At 44.6% G+C, this 12,786-nt stretch carries 13 protein-coding genes; 4 read left to right on the top strand and 9 right to left on the bottom strand.

Annotated features, from left to right (window positions below; all coding sequences use genetic code 11):
* Window positions 1-513: 513 nt before the first annotated feature.
* Both H3001_RS14120 and H3001_RS14115 read left to right on the top strand, forming a co-directional pair.
* Window positions 514-1,299 (top strand): metallophosphoesterase family protein, encoded by a 786-nt coding sequence (locus tag H3001_RS14120; RefSeq protein WP_178244258.1) that lies wholly within the window; start codon window positions 514-516, stop codon window positions 1,297-1,299.
* Window positions 1,280-1,942 (top strand): hypothetical protein, encoded by a 663-nt coding sequence (locus H3001_RS14115; RefSeq protein WP_181215267.1) that lies wholly within the window; start codon window positions 1,280-1,282, stop codon window positions 1,940-1,942. The genes H3001_RS14120 and H3001_RS14115 overlap by 20 nt, the downstream gene beginning before the upstream one ends.
* An 88-nt stretch (window positions 1,943-2,030) precedes the next feature.
* Here the strand turns inward: H3001_RS14115 and H3001_RS14110 are convergent, their stop codons facing one another.
* The 9 genes from H3001_RS14110 to H3001_RS14070 form a co-directional block, all read right to left on the bottom strand.
* Window positions 2,031-2,759, bottom strand: a complete 729-nt coding sequence (locus tag H3001_RS14110; protein WP_181215266.1) for a NigD1/NigD2 family lipoprotein — start codon at window positions 2,757-2,759, stop codon at window positions 2,031-2,033.
* Between the two features lie 180 nt (window positions 2,760-2,939).
* The gene (locus H3001_RS14105) at window positions 2,940-3,311 is read right to left on the bottom strand and encodes a hypothetical protein (protein ID WP_178244254.1); all 372 of its coding nucleotides are present in this window, start codon (window positions 3,309-3,311) and stop codon (window positions 2,940-2,942) included.
* Window positions 3,312-3,597: 286 nt separating this feature from the next.
* Complete coding sequence (gene nqrF / locus H3001_RS14100; protein ID WP_178244253.1) at window positions 3,598-4,872, bottom strand: NADH:ubiquinone reductase (Na(+)-transporting) subunit F; 1,275 nt, start codon at window positions 4,870-4,872, stop codon at window positions 3,598-3,600.
* Window positions 4,873-4,891: 19 nt separating this feature from the next.
* Entirely contained in the window at window positions 4,892-5,515 is a 624-nt protein-coding gene (nqrE, locus tag H3001_RS14095; RefSeq protein WP_178244252.1) for an NADH:ubiquinone reductase (Na(+)-transporting) subunit E, read from the bottom strand.
* A gap of 22 nt (window positions 5,516-5,537) precedes the next feature.
* On the bottom strand, window positions 5,538-6,173 hold the full coding sequence (locus tag H3001_RS14090) for an NADH:ubiquinone reductase (Na(+)-transporting) subunit D (RefSeq protein WP_178244251.1): 636 nt from the start codon (window positions 6,171-6,173) through the stop codon (window positions 5,538-5,540).
* 20 nt (window positions 6,174-6,193) lie between these two features.
* Window positions 6,194-6,874, bottom strand: a complete 681-nt coding sequence (locus H3001_RS14085; protein ID WP_178244250.1) for a Na(+)-translocating NADH-quinone reductase subunit C — start codon at window positions 6,872-6,874, stop codon at window positions 6,194-6,196.
* Window positions 6,875-6,888: 14 nt separating this feature from the next.
* Window positions 6,889-8,052 carry an NADH:ubiquinone reductase (Na(+)-transporting) subunit B gene (locus H3001_RS14080; protein WP_178244249.1) on the bottom strand — a complete coding sequence of 388 codons (1,164 nt, stop codon included), beginning with the start codon at window positions 8,050-8,052 and terminating at the stop codon, window positions 6,889-6,891.
* Between the two features lie 27 nt (window positions 8,053-8,079).
* Entirely contained in the window at window positions 8,080-9,429 is a 1,350-nt protein-coding gene (locus tag H3001_RS14075) for a Na(+)-translocating NADH-quinone reductase subunit A (protein WP_178244248.1), read from the bottom strand.
* A gap of 282 nt (window positions 9,430-9,711) precedes the next feature.
* Window positions 9,712-10,791, bottom strand: coding sequence for a LacI family DNA-binding transcriptional regulator (locus H3001_RS14070; protein ID WP_181215265.1), 1,080 nt, complete (start codon window positions 10,789-10,791; stop codon window positions 9,712-9,714).
* A gap of 225 nt (window positions 10,792-11,016) precedes the next feature.
* Here H3001_RS14070 and H3001_RS14065 point away from each other — a divergent pair, with 225 nt between their 5' ends.
* Window positions 11,017-12,039, top strand: coding sequence for a sugar kinase (locus H3001_RS14065; protein WP_181215264.1), 1,023 nt, complete (start codon window positions 11,017-11,019; stop codon window positions 12,037-12,039).
* A 36-nt stretch (window positions 12,040-12,075) separates the two neighbouring features.
* Complete coding sequence (locus H3001_RS14060) at window positions 12,076-12,744, top strand: bifunctional 4-hydroxy-2-oxoglutarate aldolase/2-dehydro-3-deoxy-phosphogluconate aldolase (protein WP_178244245.1); 669 nt, start codon at window positions 12,076-12,078, stop codon at window positions 12,742-12,744.
* The last annotated feature ends 42 nt before the right edge of the window (window positions 12,745-12,786 follow it).

Genomic DNA, 12,786 nt, shown 5'->3' with positions numbered 1-12,786 from the left:
GAGTCACTCCGACACTTGCACTCTGCTTCAGCATGTCACTGTTTCTAACGTCTTTCCCTCTCGAAAGCGGTTGCAAAGGTACGCACTTTTTCCGGTTCTGCAAGTATCATGCAGACTTTTTTTCTGAATTTTTTTCACACTTTGGTTAAAATACCTTGTAAAACAAGGCGTTACGGAACACATTTTTTTCAACTTCAAGTCCACGTCAAAAATGAAGTACACATTATTATATATAAAAAAAGAAAAATAAATACTCACGATAGCTTAATGCCACATCAATCCAATACAAAAAATGACATTCTACCGACACCTGAAACAGAATATGTAAAAGTTGCATAAACAATAAAATTGAACACTTTAAGAGTCATTTAGGCCTTTACCCTCAAAGAAAACTTTTCTAATTTTGATTTTTGAAAAACAATCTAACGAAATATTCAAACTATATTTTATACAGTTATGACATACATCGACATACTACACACAAAAATCGGATACAAAATCATCACCAGTACGATGCTGATTTTTACATTTTGCATGCTAACCGCAGGCTGTGATTTAATCGAATACCACCCCTACGACGGGAACATTGATGGCCCCACACAAGTAAATGCCACCAACATCGCAAGAATCCATGCACTATGCGACCATAAAGACACCATACGCTTCATCCTGATGGGAGACACACAAAGGTGGTACGACGAAACCGAGGATTTTGTCAACCATGTCAACCAACGTAATGACATCGACTTTGTAATCCATGGAGGTGACATTTCAGATTTCGGAATGAAAAAAGAATTTCTATGGATCCACGACATCATGGACGATCTTCACGTTCCCTACGTAGCCATAATTGGCAATCACGACATATTGGGATGTGGCGATAAGATATTCGAGCAACTATACGGAAACCAGAACTATTCCTTTATTGTTAACCGGATCAAATTTCTCTGTCTCTCCACCAACGCCCTGGAATACGACTACTCCCACCCCATTCCCGATTTCAATTACATACAGTCCGAGCTGGCAGACTCATGCAACTACGACCGTACCGTTATTGCCATGCATGCTCCCCCCTTCTCAGAGCAATTCAATTCAAATGCCAATCAGGAATTCGGATATTTCGTCAGAAGATTTCCAGGCATCCTGTGTTGCCTGCATGCCCACAACCACACGGCAAGAATCGCAAATCTTTACGATGACGGCATCTTATATTACGGTTGCGACAACATTAAAAAGAAAAGTTACTTTTTATTCACGATAACCCCAGATGGATATGAATATGAACAAGTTTATTTCTAGTCTACTTTTTCTGTGCCTTTTCAGCATCACCGGCATACGGGCAGAAAGAGACAGCACATTCACACCCTTTCCACAAGAATATCCGAATGACACCCTGCCCCAAATACAGAAGATTCCCTCCAGAGAAGAAAGACGCTGGCTTCCTGACAACCTGATTTTTCAGTATGCCGGTTCGATAGGAATCTGCTCCGCCGGCATAGGATGGGAATACGGAAAACGCCATTGGGAAACAGACCTGCTGCTTGGAATTGTCCCGAAAGCTTACGGACGACCAGCCATGCTTTCCACCACCATCAAACAAGTGTATACTCCCTGGAGAATTCCGTTTGCCAAGAACTTCAGTATTCAGCCACTGCACTGCGGATTGTTCATCAACAGTATCATCAATGAGAATTTCTGGACGAAAGAGCCCCAGAAATACCCCAACGGATACTATGGATTCTCCACCAAGATTCGTTTTCACATCTCATTCGGACAAAGCATATCATGGAAAATACCCGATAAAATCCGTTTCGGGAAAGAACTCTCCTGCTATTACGAGTTAAATACCTGCGACCTGTATCTGATAAGTGCGTTCACCAACCGCTACCTGTCTCCCAAAGACTACCTGAGTCTGGCACTGGGAGCAAAATGGTGCTTTTAGCAAACGTACAGAAGATGTGACATTACAAAAAAACGCCGGACGGATTCAGCAATCCATCCGGCGGCATGCAGCTATCGCTTCACAAATATTACCAGATTTTGTTTTCAAATGCCCCAATCAGCTTGGTACCTGCCTCTTGAGAATCATTCTTTTTTTCGAAGACCAAAGTCGTTTTTCCGCACTTCGCGTCATCTACCTGCAATTTGATTCCTTTCGCGTCATTCATGGGCAGTGTATTCAGATTGTAGCAAACCATCTCCTTGGCCACCGAATTACTTAAAGTATCCCCATAAGTATTATACCGGTATTCCAGACAAATATATCCATCTTCATCCAGCTGAGGAGCCTCTCCCCGATAAACCAGACTGACCCTGTGTTTTGCTTTTACCGGCAACTTCTGATAGAACTGCACATTGAGATAGCCTCCGGATATCCACAATTCATCCAGATAAGCCGGATGGTTGCCAAACTCCTCCTCATTTTCCTCGTTTACCTGTTCAACTGATTTGGTCAGCACCGGACGGATTGCTTCCACCTTGATGCCCACATCATATCCACCGTAATTATCATACAAAGGATTAAACCTCAGGAAAGCACGCTGTCCTTCTACCAGATTATACCCCACAAACAACGGGACCGCAGGATACATCGTTCCCCATGTATCCCCTGAGAAGGTATAGACCCCATCTCCCTCTACGTGCACCGTAGCCAGGTCGATGCCAATATCTCCGATTGAATATCCCTCGTCCTCGCTGCAGGACATGACAAATATACCCATCAATCCTGCCAGACAATATCTAAGCCAATGTTTCATCATAATTTCAGATCTTATTACTGTTTCTTCTTTGATAGTAAAATGAACACAGAAAGCATTCACTGCATGAAAGCAAAGAAAAAATGAGACCCACCGGGCAGAAGGAAGGCAGAGAAACAAAAAAAAGAGACTCCCCTGCCGGGAAATCTCTTTCATATAATCTCATGCAAGTATTTGCGTCAATTATTTTGCAGCGTCCATTTTCTCTACGCTGATTCCTTTGTTGCGCAGCGTCAATGCCATCAGACGAAGATAGTCAGAATACTGCTTTTCGTTCAAAGTCTGTTTCATCAGCTTCAAATTTCCGTAAACCGCATTACGCACCTTTACATCATTGTCTTTCTTAGCATTGTTGGCAAGTCTCATCTGCTGCTGGAAGTAATCACAAATATCAGCCACTTCCTGGTGCTGGTTAGACGACAACTGCAAATATTTAGTCAATTTTGTTTTGTTGATTGATCCGTCCCACTTTGCGGCAGTTTCCTTTTCACCGTTTGCATACGTAGCAGATACACACACCAATCCCATCAACAATGTAAATACAATCTTTTTCATAATCCTAAAAACTTTTACCTAAAAACTAAATCTAATTCAATCTAAATACCTTAATTAAGCTCGAGCTTCATTTCGAGTACAAATATACTGCTTTTATTTTAAAATGCAAAACAAAAGAACTATTTAAGAGAGAAAAAAGAGCATTTTTTTACACATTTAACAAAATAGAAACCAAAATGCAATATCAGAATCGCAAAAACACACTCATTGAAACGACATTTTGTATATAAAAAAAGGTGGGTACACCTTACGATGTACCCACCTACACTATAATTAAGTATTAAACTTATCCACCGAAGTTATCATACATGATAGAAGAAGGTTCAACACCCAGACTATCCAGCATGTTTACTACAGCTTTAGACATCGGTCCAGGACCACACATGTAGTATTCAATGTCTTCAGGAGCCTCATGATTCTTCAAATAAGTTTCATAGATTACCTGATGAACGAATCCCGGAGTATATTTTACTCCTGCAGCATCAGCTGCCGGATCCGGACGGTCGAGTGCCAAGTGGAATGAGAAGTTAGGGAATTCTTTTTCCAACTGCAGGAAGTCTTCCAGATAGAACACTTCGTTCAGCGCACGTGCACCGTAGAAGTAAGACATCTTACGGTCTGTAGTCTTCAGAGTCTTGGTCATGTGCATGATCTGAGCACGTAACGGAGCCATACCGGCACCACCACCTACCCACATCATTTCCTTCTTAGAATCGAAGATAGGATGGAAATCTCCATAAGGACCACTCATGATTACCTTGTCACCCGGTTTCAGCGTAAAGATATAAGAAGAAGCGATACCCGGCATTACATCCATAAATCCAGGACCCTGATCTTTCGGCTTGAACGGAGGAGTAGCGATACGTACCGTCAGCATGATACGGTCACCTTCTGCAGGATAGTTAGCCATAGAGTAAGCGCGGATAGTTTCCTCTTCGTTCTTACACTTCAAGCCAAACAAACCGAATTTTTCCCATGCCGGCAGATATTCCGGACCGATCAGATCCTTATCGATATCCTTGTTGTAATCCATTTCATATTTAGGAATCTTGATCTGTGCATAAGATCCCGGGATAAAGTCCATGTGTTCACCCTTAGGCAGAGCCACAATGAACTCCTTGATAAAGGTTGCCACGTTCTTGTTAGAGATAACCTCGCATTCCCATTCCTTCACACCCATTACAGATTCAGGAACCTTGATTGCCATATCTCCTTTCACTTTCACCTGACATCCCAGACGCCAGTGGTCTTTCTGCTGCTTACGGCTGAAATGACTCACCTCAGAAGGCAGGATTTCACCACCACCTTCTACTACCTGACATTTACACTGACCGCAAGAACCCTTACCACCACAAGCAGAAGGCAAGAACACGTTGTTTACAGCCAATGTATTCAGCAGTGTCGAACCCGACTCCACTTCCAACTGGTTTTCACCGTTTACAGTCAGTTTCACCTTACCCGATGCTACCAAGAAATTCTTGGCAACCAACAGGATAACGACCAGCACCAGAATAGTCACCAGGAATACTCCAATGCTTGCTAAAATAAAATTCATATCCATTGTCTTATTCCTTTCTTAATTAGATATTCAAACCAGAGAAACACATAAATGCCATTGCCATCAAGCCTACAGTGATAAATGTGATACCCAGTCCTTTCAACGGAGCAGGCACATCCGAGTAAGCCATCTTTTCGCGAATGGCAGCCAGACCTACGATAGCCAGCAACCAGCCAAGACCAGAACCCAGTGCATATGCAATGGCATCACCGATACCTCCGATAAACTTAGGATCAGAAGCACTCAGTCCGATACGCTGCTGCATGAACAGAGACGCACCCATGATAGCACAGTTTACAGCGATCAACGGCAAGAAAATACCCAAAGAAGCATACAGAGACGGGCTGAATCGTTCCACGATCATTTCCACCAGCTGTACGATTGCAGCAATTACGGCAATAAAGAGGATAAAACTCAAAAAGCTCAAATCAATACCCAAGATACCGTCGGCAGCCAGCACCTTTGTCTGCAACAGGTAGTTTACAGGCAGTGTAACCACCAATACGAACGTTACGGCGATACCCAGACCAAGCGCAGTCTTCACATTCTTCGAAACAGCCAAGTATGAACACATACCCAGGAAGAATGCAAAAATCATATTGTCCACAAAAATTGAACGGACAAACAAACTTAATAAATGTTCCATTTTCTTTTGTTCTATTTAGTGATTACTTTTCTTGCAATTCTTTATGTTTCGCACGCTGATACCAAATCAGACAAGCGCAGATGATCAGTGCCATCGGCGGCATCAGCATCAGACCGTTGTTCACATAACCGATTTCCTTCATGAAATCGTAGTTCAGGATATTGAATCCCAGCAAGGTTCCTGAGCCAAGCAATTCACGGAAGAACGCAACAATTACCAGAATCTTTGCATATCCCAGACCGTTTCCGATACCGTCCAGACAAGATTCCCACGGACCATTGGCCATGGCAAAGGCTTCCAGACGTCCCATCAGGATACAATTGGTAATGATCAGACCTACGTAAACTGAAAGCTGTACACTTACGTCATAAGCAAAAGCCTTCAGCAGTTCACTTACAATGGTTACCAGCGCAGCCACAACTACCAGCTGCACGATGATACGGATACGGTTAGGCACTGTCTTACGCAACAGAGAGATTACCACGTTTGAGAAAGCAGTAATGATTGTTACAGAAAGACCCATCACGATAGCCGGCTCCAGTTTTGAAGTAACGGCCAATGCAGAACAGATACCCAATACCTGCACAGTAACCGGGTTGTTCAAACCTAACGGAGTAGAAAATACTTCTCTGTTTTTAGCTGAAAATAAACTTCCCATCTTATTATCTCCTCCTTAAATTATTCGTTAGCAGTTAAAAATTTGGTATACTGTCCCATGCAGCTCTTCAGCATGGCGTCCACAGCTACAGAAGTGATGGTACCACCAGAGATACCGTCCACCTGATATTCAGGTTTTTCTACCTTACCGTTTTTCACAACGCCCAGTGCAATGGCACCGTCTTCCAGTACGTTCTTGTCCTTGAACTCGCTCTGGAAATGTTCAGAAGCGATTTCAGCACCCAGACCCGGAGTTTCAGAAGCGTGAGAGAAATAAGTACCGTAAACAGTATTCTTATCTTCATTCAATGCTACATAGCCCCAGATAGCGCCCCAAAGACCCGCACCGTAAACCGGGATGATGTATTTGGTCTGACCATCGATTTCGCAAACGAACAGATGAGCACGGCCATTTTCCTTGTATTCTTTTTCGAAAGAAGTAACGAAAGCACCTTCGTACGGAGTCAGTGTACCGTCTTCGGCAACCACCATATCCGCCTTCACCACCTTTGCAAACTCAGCAGCTGCATCCTGTACATTCTTGATTCCCAAAGAAGAAAGGATCTGCTTTTTAGTGTCAAGTTCCACATTCTTACCCTGCAGGTCACGCAAAGAAGAATTGACGAAGGCCAACAGGAATGCTACGATAACAACCATTACCGAAGCATAAATGATAGTATATGAGTTACTATTAGTATTCATTGTATATTCGGTTTTTATTTGTTAGACATAGCACGTTTTGCACGACGAGAAATATTTCCCTGAACTACCACGTAGTCGATCAGGGGAGCGAAGATATTCATCAGCAGGATAGCCAACATCATACCTTCTGGATAACCCGGGTTCAGCACACGGATAATGATTGCCATGGCACCGATCAGGAAACCATATACAAACTTACCGTTTTCTGTACGTGAAGAAGTAACAGGGTCAGTAGCCATGAATACAGCACCAAAGCAGAAACCGCCCAAGCACAGATGCTGGTACCAAGGCATGTGAGCAATGGCAGTATCAGGACCGATAGTATTGAATACCCATCCCATGAATGCACCACCTACGAATACAGAAAGCATTGTCTTCCAGCTGGCAACACCAGACCACAACAGAATAACCGCACCGATGGCAATGGCAATGACACTGGTTTCACCGATTGATCCCGGGATAAATCCGGTAACCATATCCAGTGAGAAATCAGGGCATTCAGCCACCTTTGCAATACCCAGAGGAGTTGCAGCAGTCAGTCCGTCCACTGTCTTGCCCAGACCACAGATGCTGTCACCTGATACCCATACAGCATCACCAGACATCTTTGTCGGATAAGCGAAGAACAGGAATGCACGAGTAATCAATGCCGGGTTGAAGATATTCATACCGGTTCCACCGAATACTTCTTTTGCAAAAATTACAGAGAAGGCAGTAGCTACAGCCAGCATCCACAACGGACAGTCAACCGGCACAATCATCGGAATCAGCATACCAGAAACCAGGAAACCTTCCTGAATTTCTTCCTTCTTCCACTGAGCCACTACGAACTCAATACCCAGACCTACTACATAAGATACTACGATCTTAGGCAATACAGCCAGGAAACCATATACAAACTTTTCAATAAAGCTGCCTTCAACTCCAGCAGCCAGATAATGCTGGTAACCCACATTATACATACCGAACAGCAGCGCCGGAATCAGTGCAATTACTACCAGCGACATGATGCGCTTGCTGTCAATCGCATCGTGAATATGCGTACCAGTCTTTGAAGTTGTATTCGGAACAAACAGGAATGTTTCGAAACCATCGAATACAGAACGGAAAGCCTGGTATTTGCCTCCCTCTTCAAAGTTTGGCTTTATCTTATCGATATAATTTCTTAACGCTTTCATTTATTTATAAAATCTTTTGAATTAGTATTAGCACATTTCGCGGCGAAGCATATCCAGTCCTTCACGCACAATACGCTGCAATTCCATCTTCGAAGAGCAGACGAATTCGCAGATTGCAAAGTCTTCCGGAGCTACTTCATAAATACCCAAGGCTTCCATCTGGTCAATATCACCGGCGATAATGGCCTTGATCAGATATTCAGGCATGATGTCCATCGGAAGTACACGGTCATATTCATTTGACATGATCATATGACGTTCACCTCCCTTGATGCGGGCATCCAGACGATATTCTTTCTTACCCATCAGCCAGCTGAAATAAGAACGGCTTGTACTGAATTCATTGAAACGAGGCATGATCCATCCCAGCATTTCATGTACGTCGTTACCTTCAGGGATTACAGTCACCTGGCTGTGGAAAGCTCCCAGGAAGCCATTTGCAGCGATCTGTTTTCCTGTCAGCACGTTACCGCTGATGTAACGGAGTTCGCAAGAAGTGTTTACATTACCGGCAAACACATTTGTCAGCAACGCACCTACTTTCAGTTTGCAGTATGCCGGCTTCTTGACTTCAGAACCGGTTACAGCCACTGTGCGGGTCATATCTACGTGACCGGTATTGAACAGACGTCCGATGAAGATAACTGCCTGCGGATCAATGGTCCATACCGTTTCTCCCTTGTTGACAGGAGCGATGTGGTTGATCTGCACACCTACGTTACCAGCAGGATGAGGACCATCAAACACATTGATTTCCACATTCTTCGCTTGAGTCAGGGCAGCAGCATTCTGCTTCACGCTGATACTCAGATAAGTTTTGGCCATCTTAGCCAAAGCATCCAGACCTGTCTGGAAATTCGCTTCTTCTCCCTTCAGTGCCATTTCAAATTCAGGAGCCAGCGGGTTGCTGTCGAATGCCGAAACAAAAATAGCTCTCGGAGCCACTGTCGGATCAGCCACTACATCGTAAGGACGCTGCTTGATGAAAGCAAACATACCTCCGTTCAGCAAGGCTTCCTTTACCTGCTCTCCAGACATTTTTGAAACGTCTTTCTTTCCGAACTCTTCGTAGTCCTGCTCTGCAGCAGCCTCTACGGTAATACTCATCACCTTACGACGAGCTCCACGTTCCACACTGGTTACCACGCCACTTACAGGCGACACAAATTTCAATTCAGGATGATTCTTGTCGACAAACAAGGGTCCTCCGGCCATTACATATTCCTGTTCCTTAACCACAACTTTAGGAGTCACTCCTGTAAAATCGTCCGGAATCAATGCATAGAATCCAGGTTCCTTTACAGACATAACTTCTGCGGCAGCTTTACCTTTCAGGTTTATGTCAAGACCTTTACGCAATTTAATTAAATTAGCCATATTGGGTTATAAAAAATAGTTTTATAATTTTGAGTGCAAAATTAAATAAAAAATAGCTGAAAAACACAACAACGACCGTCTTATTACGGAAATAATTCTTTAAAATGAAGGGGAATCCTTTCAGGCCCTGATTTAAAAAGGTCGATTTTGCAATGTACAGAAAGCAAATTGGCAGATCAATACTTTTTTCACCTAATTATAAAAAGAAGCGCAGCCCGACAAAAAGAGCCGCAACTCAGCAAAGAGGCGGCTCCACAATCATTCCATCCGGCAAAATCCCCGTCAATCGTTATTGCCGTGGGCATCCAGATAAAAATCCATATTCTCTACCGTAAGCAGGTTGATCGGCATATAATTGGACTCTTTCACTTTTTTTCTCAGGACAAGATGCTTGCACAGACATTCCACACTGCTGTACCCTTGCACGGTGGGCTGCTGGGCAATGATAAAGTCGACCGACCCGTTGCGCAGGCATACCTCGTTGCGTTCCAGCAAGTCATATCCCATCAGCCGGAAGTCCGTACGCTGCTGCTTCTGCATGTATTCTCCGATGACATAAGCCTTCGAGTTGAAGGCAATTCCGCAAGTCACCTGAGGATGGGCTGCAAAAAAGGCATCCAGCAAAGATTCCGCCTCTTCCGGATGCTTCGCATGCAGGTCGAGTTTCCACATCTTCACCTCCGGGCAATGTTCCTGCATGTAGGAACAGAAGCCTTCCTCACGGATCTGCTGCTGGTTAGAACCCAGCCGCCCTTCATTGATCAGACGGAAAATCACCAGTTCGGTCTGCCCTCCCATCAGCATCCGCATCATACGTGCGGCAAAACATCCGCTTTGTCCCGCATGCTGGCCGTAGAATGCCAGCGGAGCCAGTTCCGGAATATTAAAGTCGATGAACACATACGGAATGGACTTTTCCTTCAGTGCCGAAGTCAGCAGGGCCGTCTCCTCCTTCAGTGCCGGTGCCAGGATAAACCCGTCAGGATTCGCCTCCAGCAGTTTGTTTCCAGCTGCTCCAAACGAGCCCGACTCGTACTGGTCATAATATTCTATCATCAGTGAAACATTGAAATCGGAAAATGCCGCCACTGCCTGCTTCATGCCGTTCACCACAAAGGCCCAATAATCTTCGGGAGCATGCAGAGGCAACAGGCACGCAAACACATACCGCTTGTTCGAAGCCAGGGCACTGGCATACATGTTGGGCTGATAATTCAGCTGCGCCAAAATATCCTCCACTTTCTTGCGGCTTTCCTCCGAAACCCCACTCCGGCCGTGCAGGACACGGTCTACCGTACCCACCGACACTCCTGCCAGCTGGGCGATATCCTTGATGCGAATTCTGCTTGTTTCTTCCTTCATTTTCTCGATTTCCTTAATTTTAACACAAGATATACCTATTATTTCATAAAAAACGACACAAATATATGACTTTTTTTGGTAATTCAAAAATTTGTCGTACCTTTGTGTGCGTACACAGAAAGGATATTTGCAGGCATATCACGCATTAAGCAAAATCTTCTGCGGGATTACAGTTTGGGGATATTTAAACTTTATAACGATAACATATAATAAAATTTATCTGCAATGGGAAAAATTGTTACTCTCGGTGAAATCATGCTGAGACTTTCTACTCCGGGCAACACTCGTTTCGTTCAGTCAGACAACTTTAACGTAGTTTATGGTGGTGGTGAAGCCAACGTAGCTGTCAGCTGTGCAAACTATGGTCACGAAGCTTACTTCGTAACTAAATTGCCGAAACACGAAATCGGCCAGTCGGCTGTCAACGCACTGCGCAAATACGGTGTAAAAACAGACTACATTGCCCGTGGTGGTGACCGTGTAGGTATCTACTATCTGGAAACCGGTGCTTCAATGCGCCCAAGTAAGGTGATTTATGACCGTGCTCACTCTGCCATCGCAGAAGCAGATCCTTGTGACTTCGACTTTGATGCCATCATGGAAGGTGCCGACTGGTTCCACTGGTCAGGTATTACTCCGGCCATTTCTGACAAGGCTGCCGAACTGACCAAGCTGGCTTGTGAGGCTGCAAAGCGTCACGGTGTAACGGTTTCTGTAGACTTGAACTTCCGCAAGAAACTGTGGACAAAGGAAAAAGCACAGTCTATCATGCGCCCGCTGATGCAGTATGTAGACGTTTGTATCGGTAACGAAGAAGATGCAGAACTCTGCCTGGGCTTCAAACCGGATGCTGACGTAGAAGGCGGAAAGACTGATGCTGAAGGCTACAAGGGCATTTTCACAGCCATGGCTAAGGAATTCGGATTCAAATATGTAATCTCAACGCTGCGTGAATCATTCTCGGCTACTCACAACGGATGGAAGGCCATGATTTACAACGGTGAGGAATTCTATACTTCAAAACGTTACGACATCGACCCGATCATCGACCGCGTAGGTGGTGGTGACTCATTCTCTGGTGGTATCATCCACGGCTTGCTGACTAAGCCTAACCAGGGAGAAGCACTGGAATTTGCAGTAGCTGCATCGGCTTTGAAGCACACTATCAACGGTGACTTCAACCTTGTTTCTGCAGAAGAAGTAGAAGCATTGGCTGGCGGTGATGCAAGTGGCCGTGTACAGAGATAATTCACTTCACTATTCATCTTAAAAAACCAATTGAAAATGGCAAAATTCGATAAGATCGCAGTATTGAACAAGATCGGTTCAACAGGAATGGTTCCTGTATTCTATCATAAAGACGCAGAAGTTGCAAAGAAAGTGGTAAAGGCTTGCTACGACGGTGGTGTCCGTGCGTTCGAGTTCACCAACCGCGGTGACTTCGCTCACGAAGTATTCGCTGAAGTAGTAAAATACGCAGCCAAGGAATGTCCGGAAATGGCAATGGGTGTAGGTTCTATCGTTGACGCTCCTACTGCTGCCCTGTACATCCAGCTGGGTGCCAACTTCGTGGTAGGTCCGTTGTTCAACCCGGAAATCGCAAAGGTCTGCAACCGCCGTCTGGTAGCTTATACTCCGGGATGCGGAAGTGTATCTGAAGTAGGTTTCGCACAGGAAATGGGATGCGATCTGTGCAAGATCTTCCCGGGCGATGTACTCGGAACCAAGCTGGTAAAAGGTCTGCTGGCCCCGATGCCATGGTCAAAACTGATGGTTACCGGTGGTGTAGAACCGACTCAGGAAAACCTGACTTCATGGATCAAGGCAGGTGTATTCTGCGTAGGTATGGGTTCTAAGCTGTTCCCGAAAGACAAGGTGGCAGCAGAAGACTGGAACTATGTAACTGAAAAATGTAAAGAAGCGTTGGCATACATTGCTGAAGCGCGCAAATAACGTTCATTTTGTTTAAAGGTGTATAAAGTAAAAAGGCATTGC

The sequence above is a fragment of the Phocaeicola faecicola genome (genome assembly GCF_013618865.1).
Lineage (GTDB): Bacteria > Bacteroidota > Bacteroidia > Bacteroidales > Bacteroidaceae > Phocaeicola > Phocaeicola faecicola.
Note: the sequence above shows the minus strand (reverse complement) of the source record. Positions and strands in the feature narration are given on the sequence as shown.

Bases quoted from the DNA above. Each gene is read 5' to 3' on its own strand.
- H3001_RS14120 (WP_178244258.1), top strand. From the start codon at position 514: ATGCTGATTTTTACATTTTGCATGCTAACCGCAGGCTGTGATTTAATC.
- H3001_RS14075 (WP_178244248.1), bottom strand. From the start codon at position 9,429: ATGGCTAATTTAATTAAATTGCGTAAAGGTCTTGACATAAACCTGAAA.
- nqrE (WP_178244252.1), bottom strand. From the start codon at position 5,515: ATGGAACATTTATTAAGTTTGTTTGTCCGTTCAATTTTTGTGGACAAT.
- H3001_RS14115 (WP_181215267.1), top strand. From the start codon at position 1,280: ATGAACAAGTTTATTTCTAGTCTACTTTTTCTGTGCCTTTTCAGCATC.
- H3001_RS14090 (WP_178244251.1), bottom strand. From the start codon at position 6,173: ATGGGAAGTTTATTTTCAGCTAAAAACAGAGAAGTATTTTCTACTCCG.
- H3001_RS14105 (WP_178244254.1), bottom strand. From the start codon at position 3,311: ATGAAAAAGATTGTATTTACATTGTTGATGGGATTGGTGTGTGTATCT.
- nqrF (WP_178244253.1), bottom strand. From the start codon at position 4,872: ATGGATATGAATTTTATTTTAGCAAGCATTGGAGTATTCCTGGTGACT.
- H3001_RS14065 (WP_181215264.1), top strand. From the start codon at position 11,017: ATGGGAAAAATTGTTACTCTCGGTGAAATCATGCTGAGACTTTCTACT.
- H3001_RS14060 (WP_178244245.1), top strand. From the start codon at position 12,076: ATGGCAAAATTCGATAAGATCGCAGTATTGAACAAGATCGGTTCAACA.
- H3001_RS14110 (WP_181215266.1), bottom strand. From the start codon at position 2,759: ATGATGAAACATTGGCTTAGATATTGTCTGGCAGGATTGATGGGTATA.
- H3001_RS14080 (WP_178244249.1), bottom strand. From the start codon at position 8,052: ATGAAAGCGTTAAGAAATTATATCGATAAGATAAAGCCAAACTTTGAA.
- H3001_RS14085 (WP_178244250.1), bottom strand. From the start codon at position 6,874: ATGAATACTAATAGTAACTCATATACTATCATTTATGCTTCGGTAATG.
- H3001_RS14070 (WP_181215265.1), bottom strand. From the start codon at position 10,791: ATGAAGGAAGAAACAAGCAGAATTCGCATCAAGGATATCGCCCAGCTG.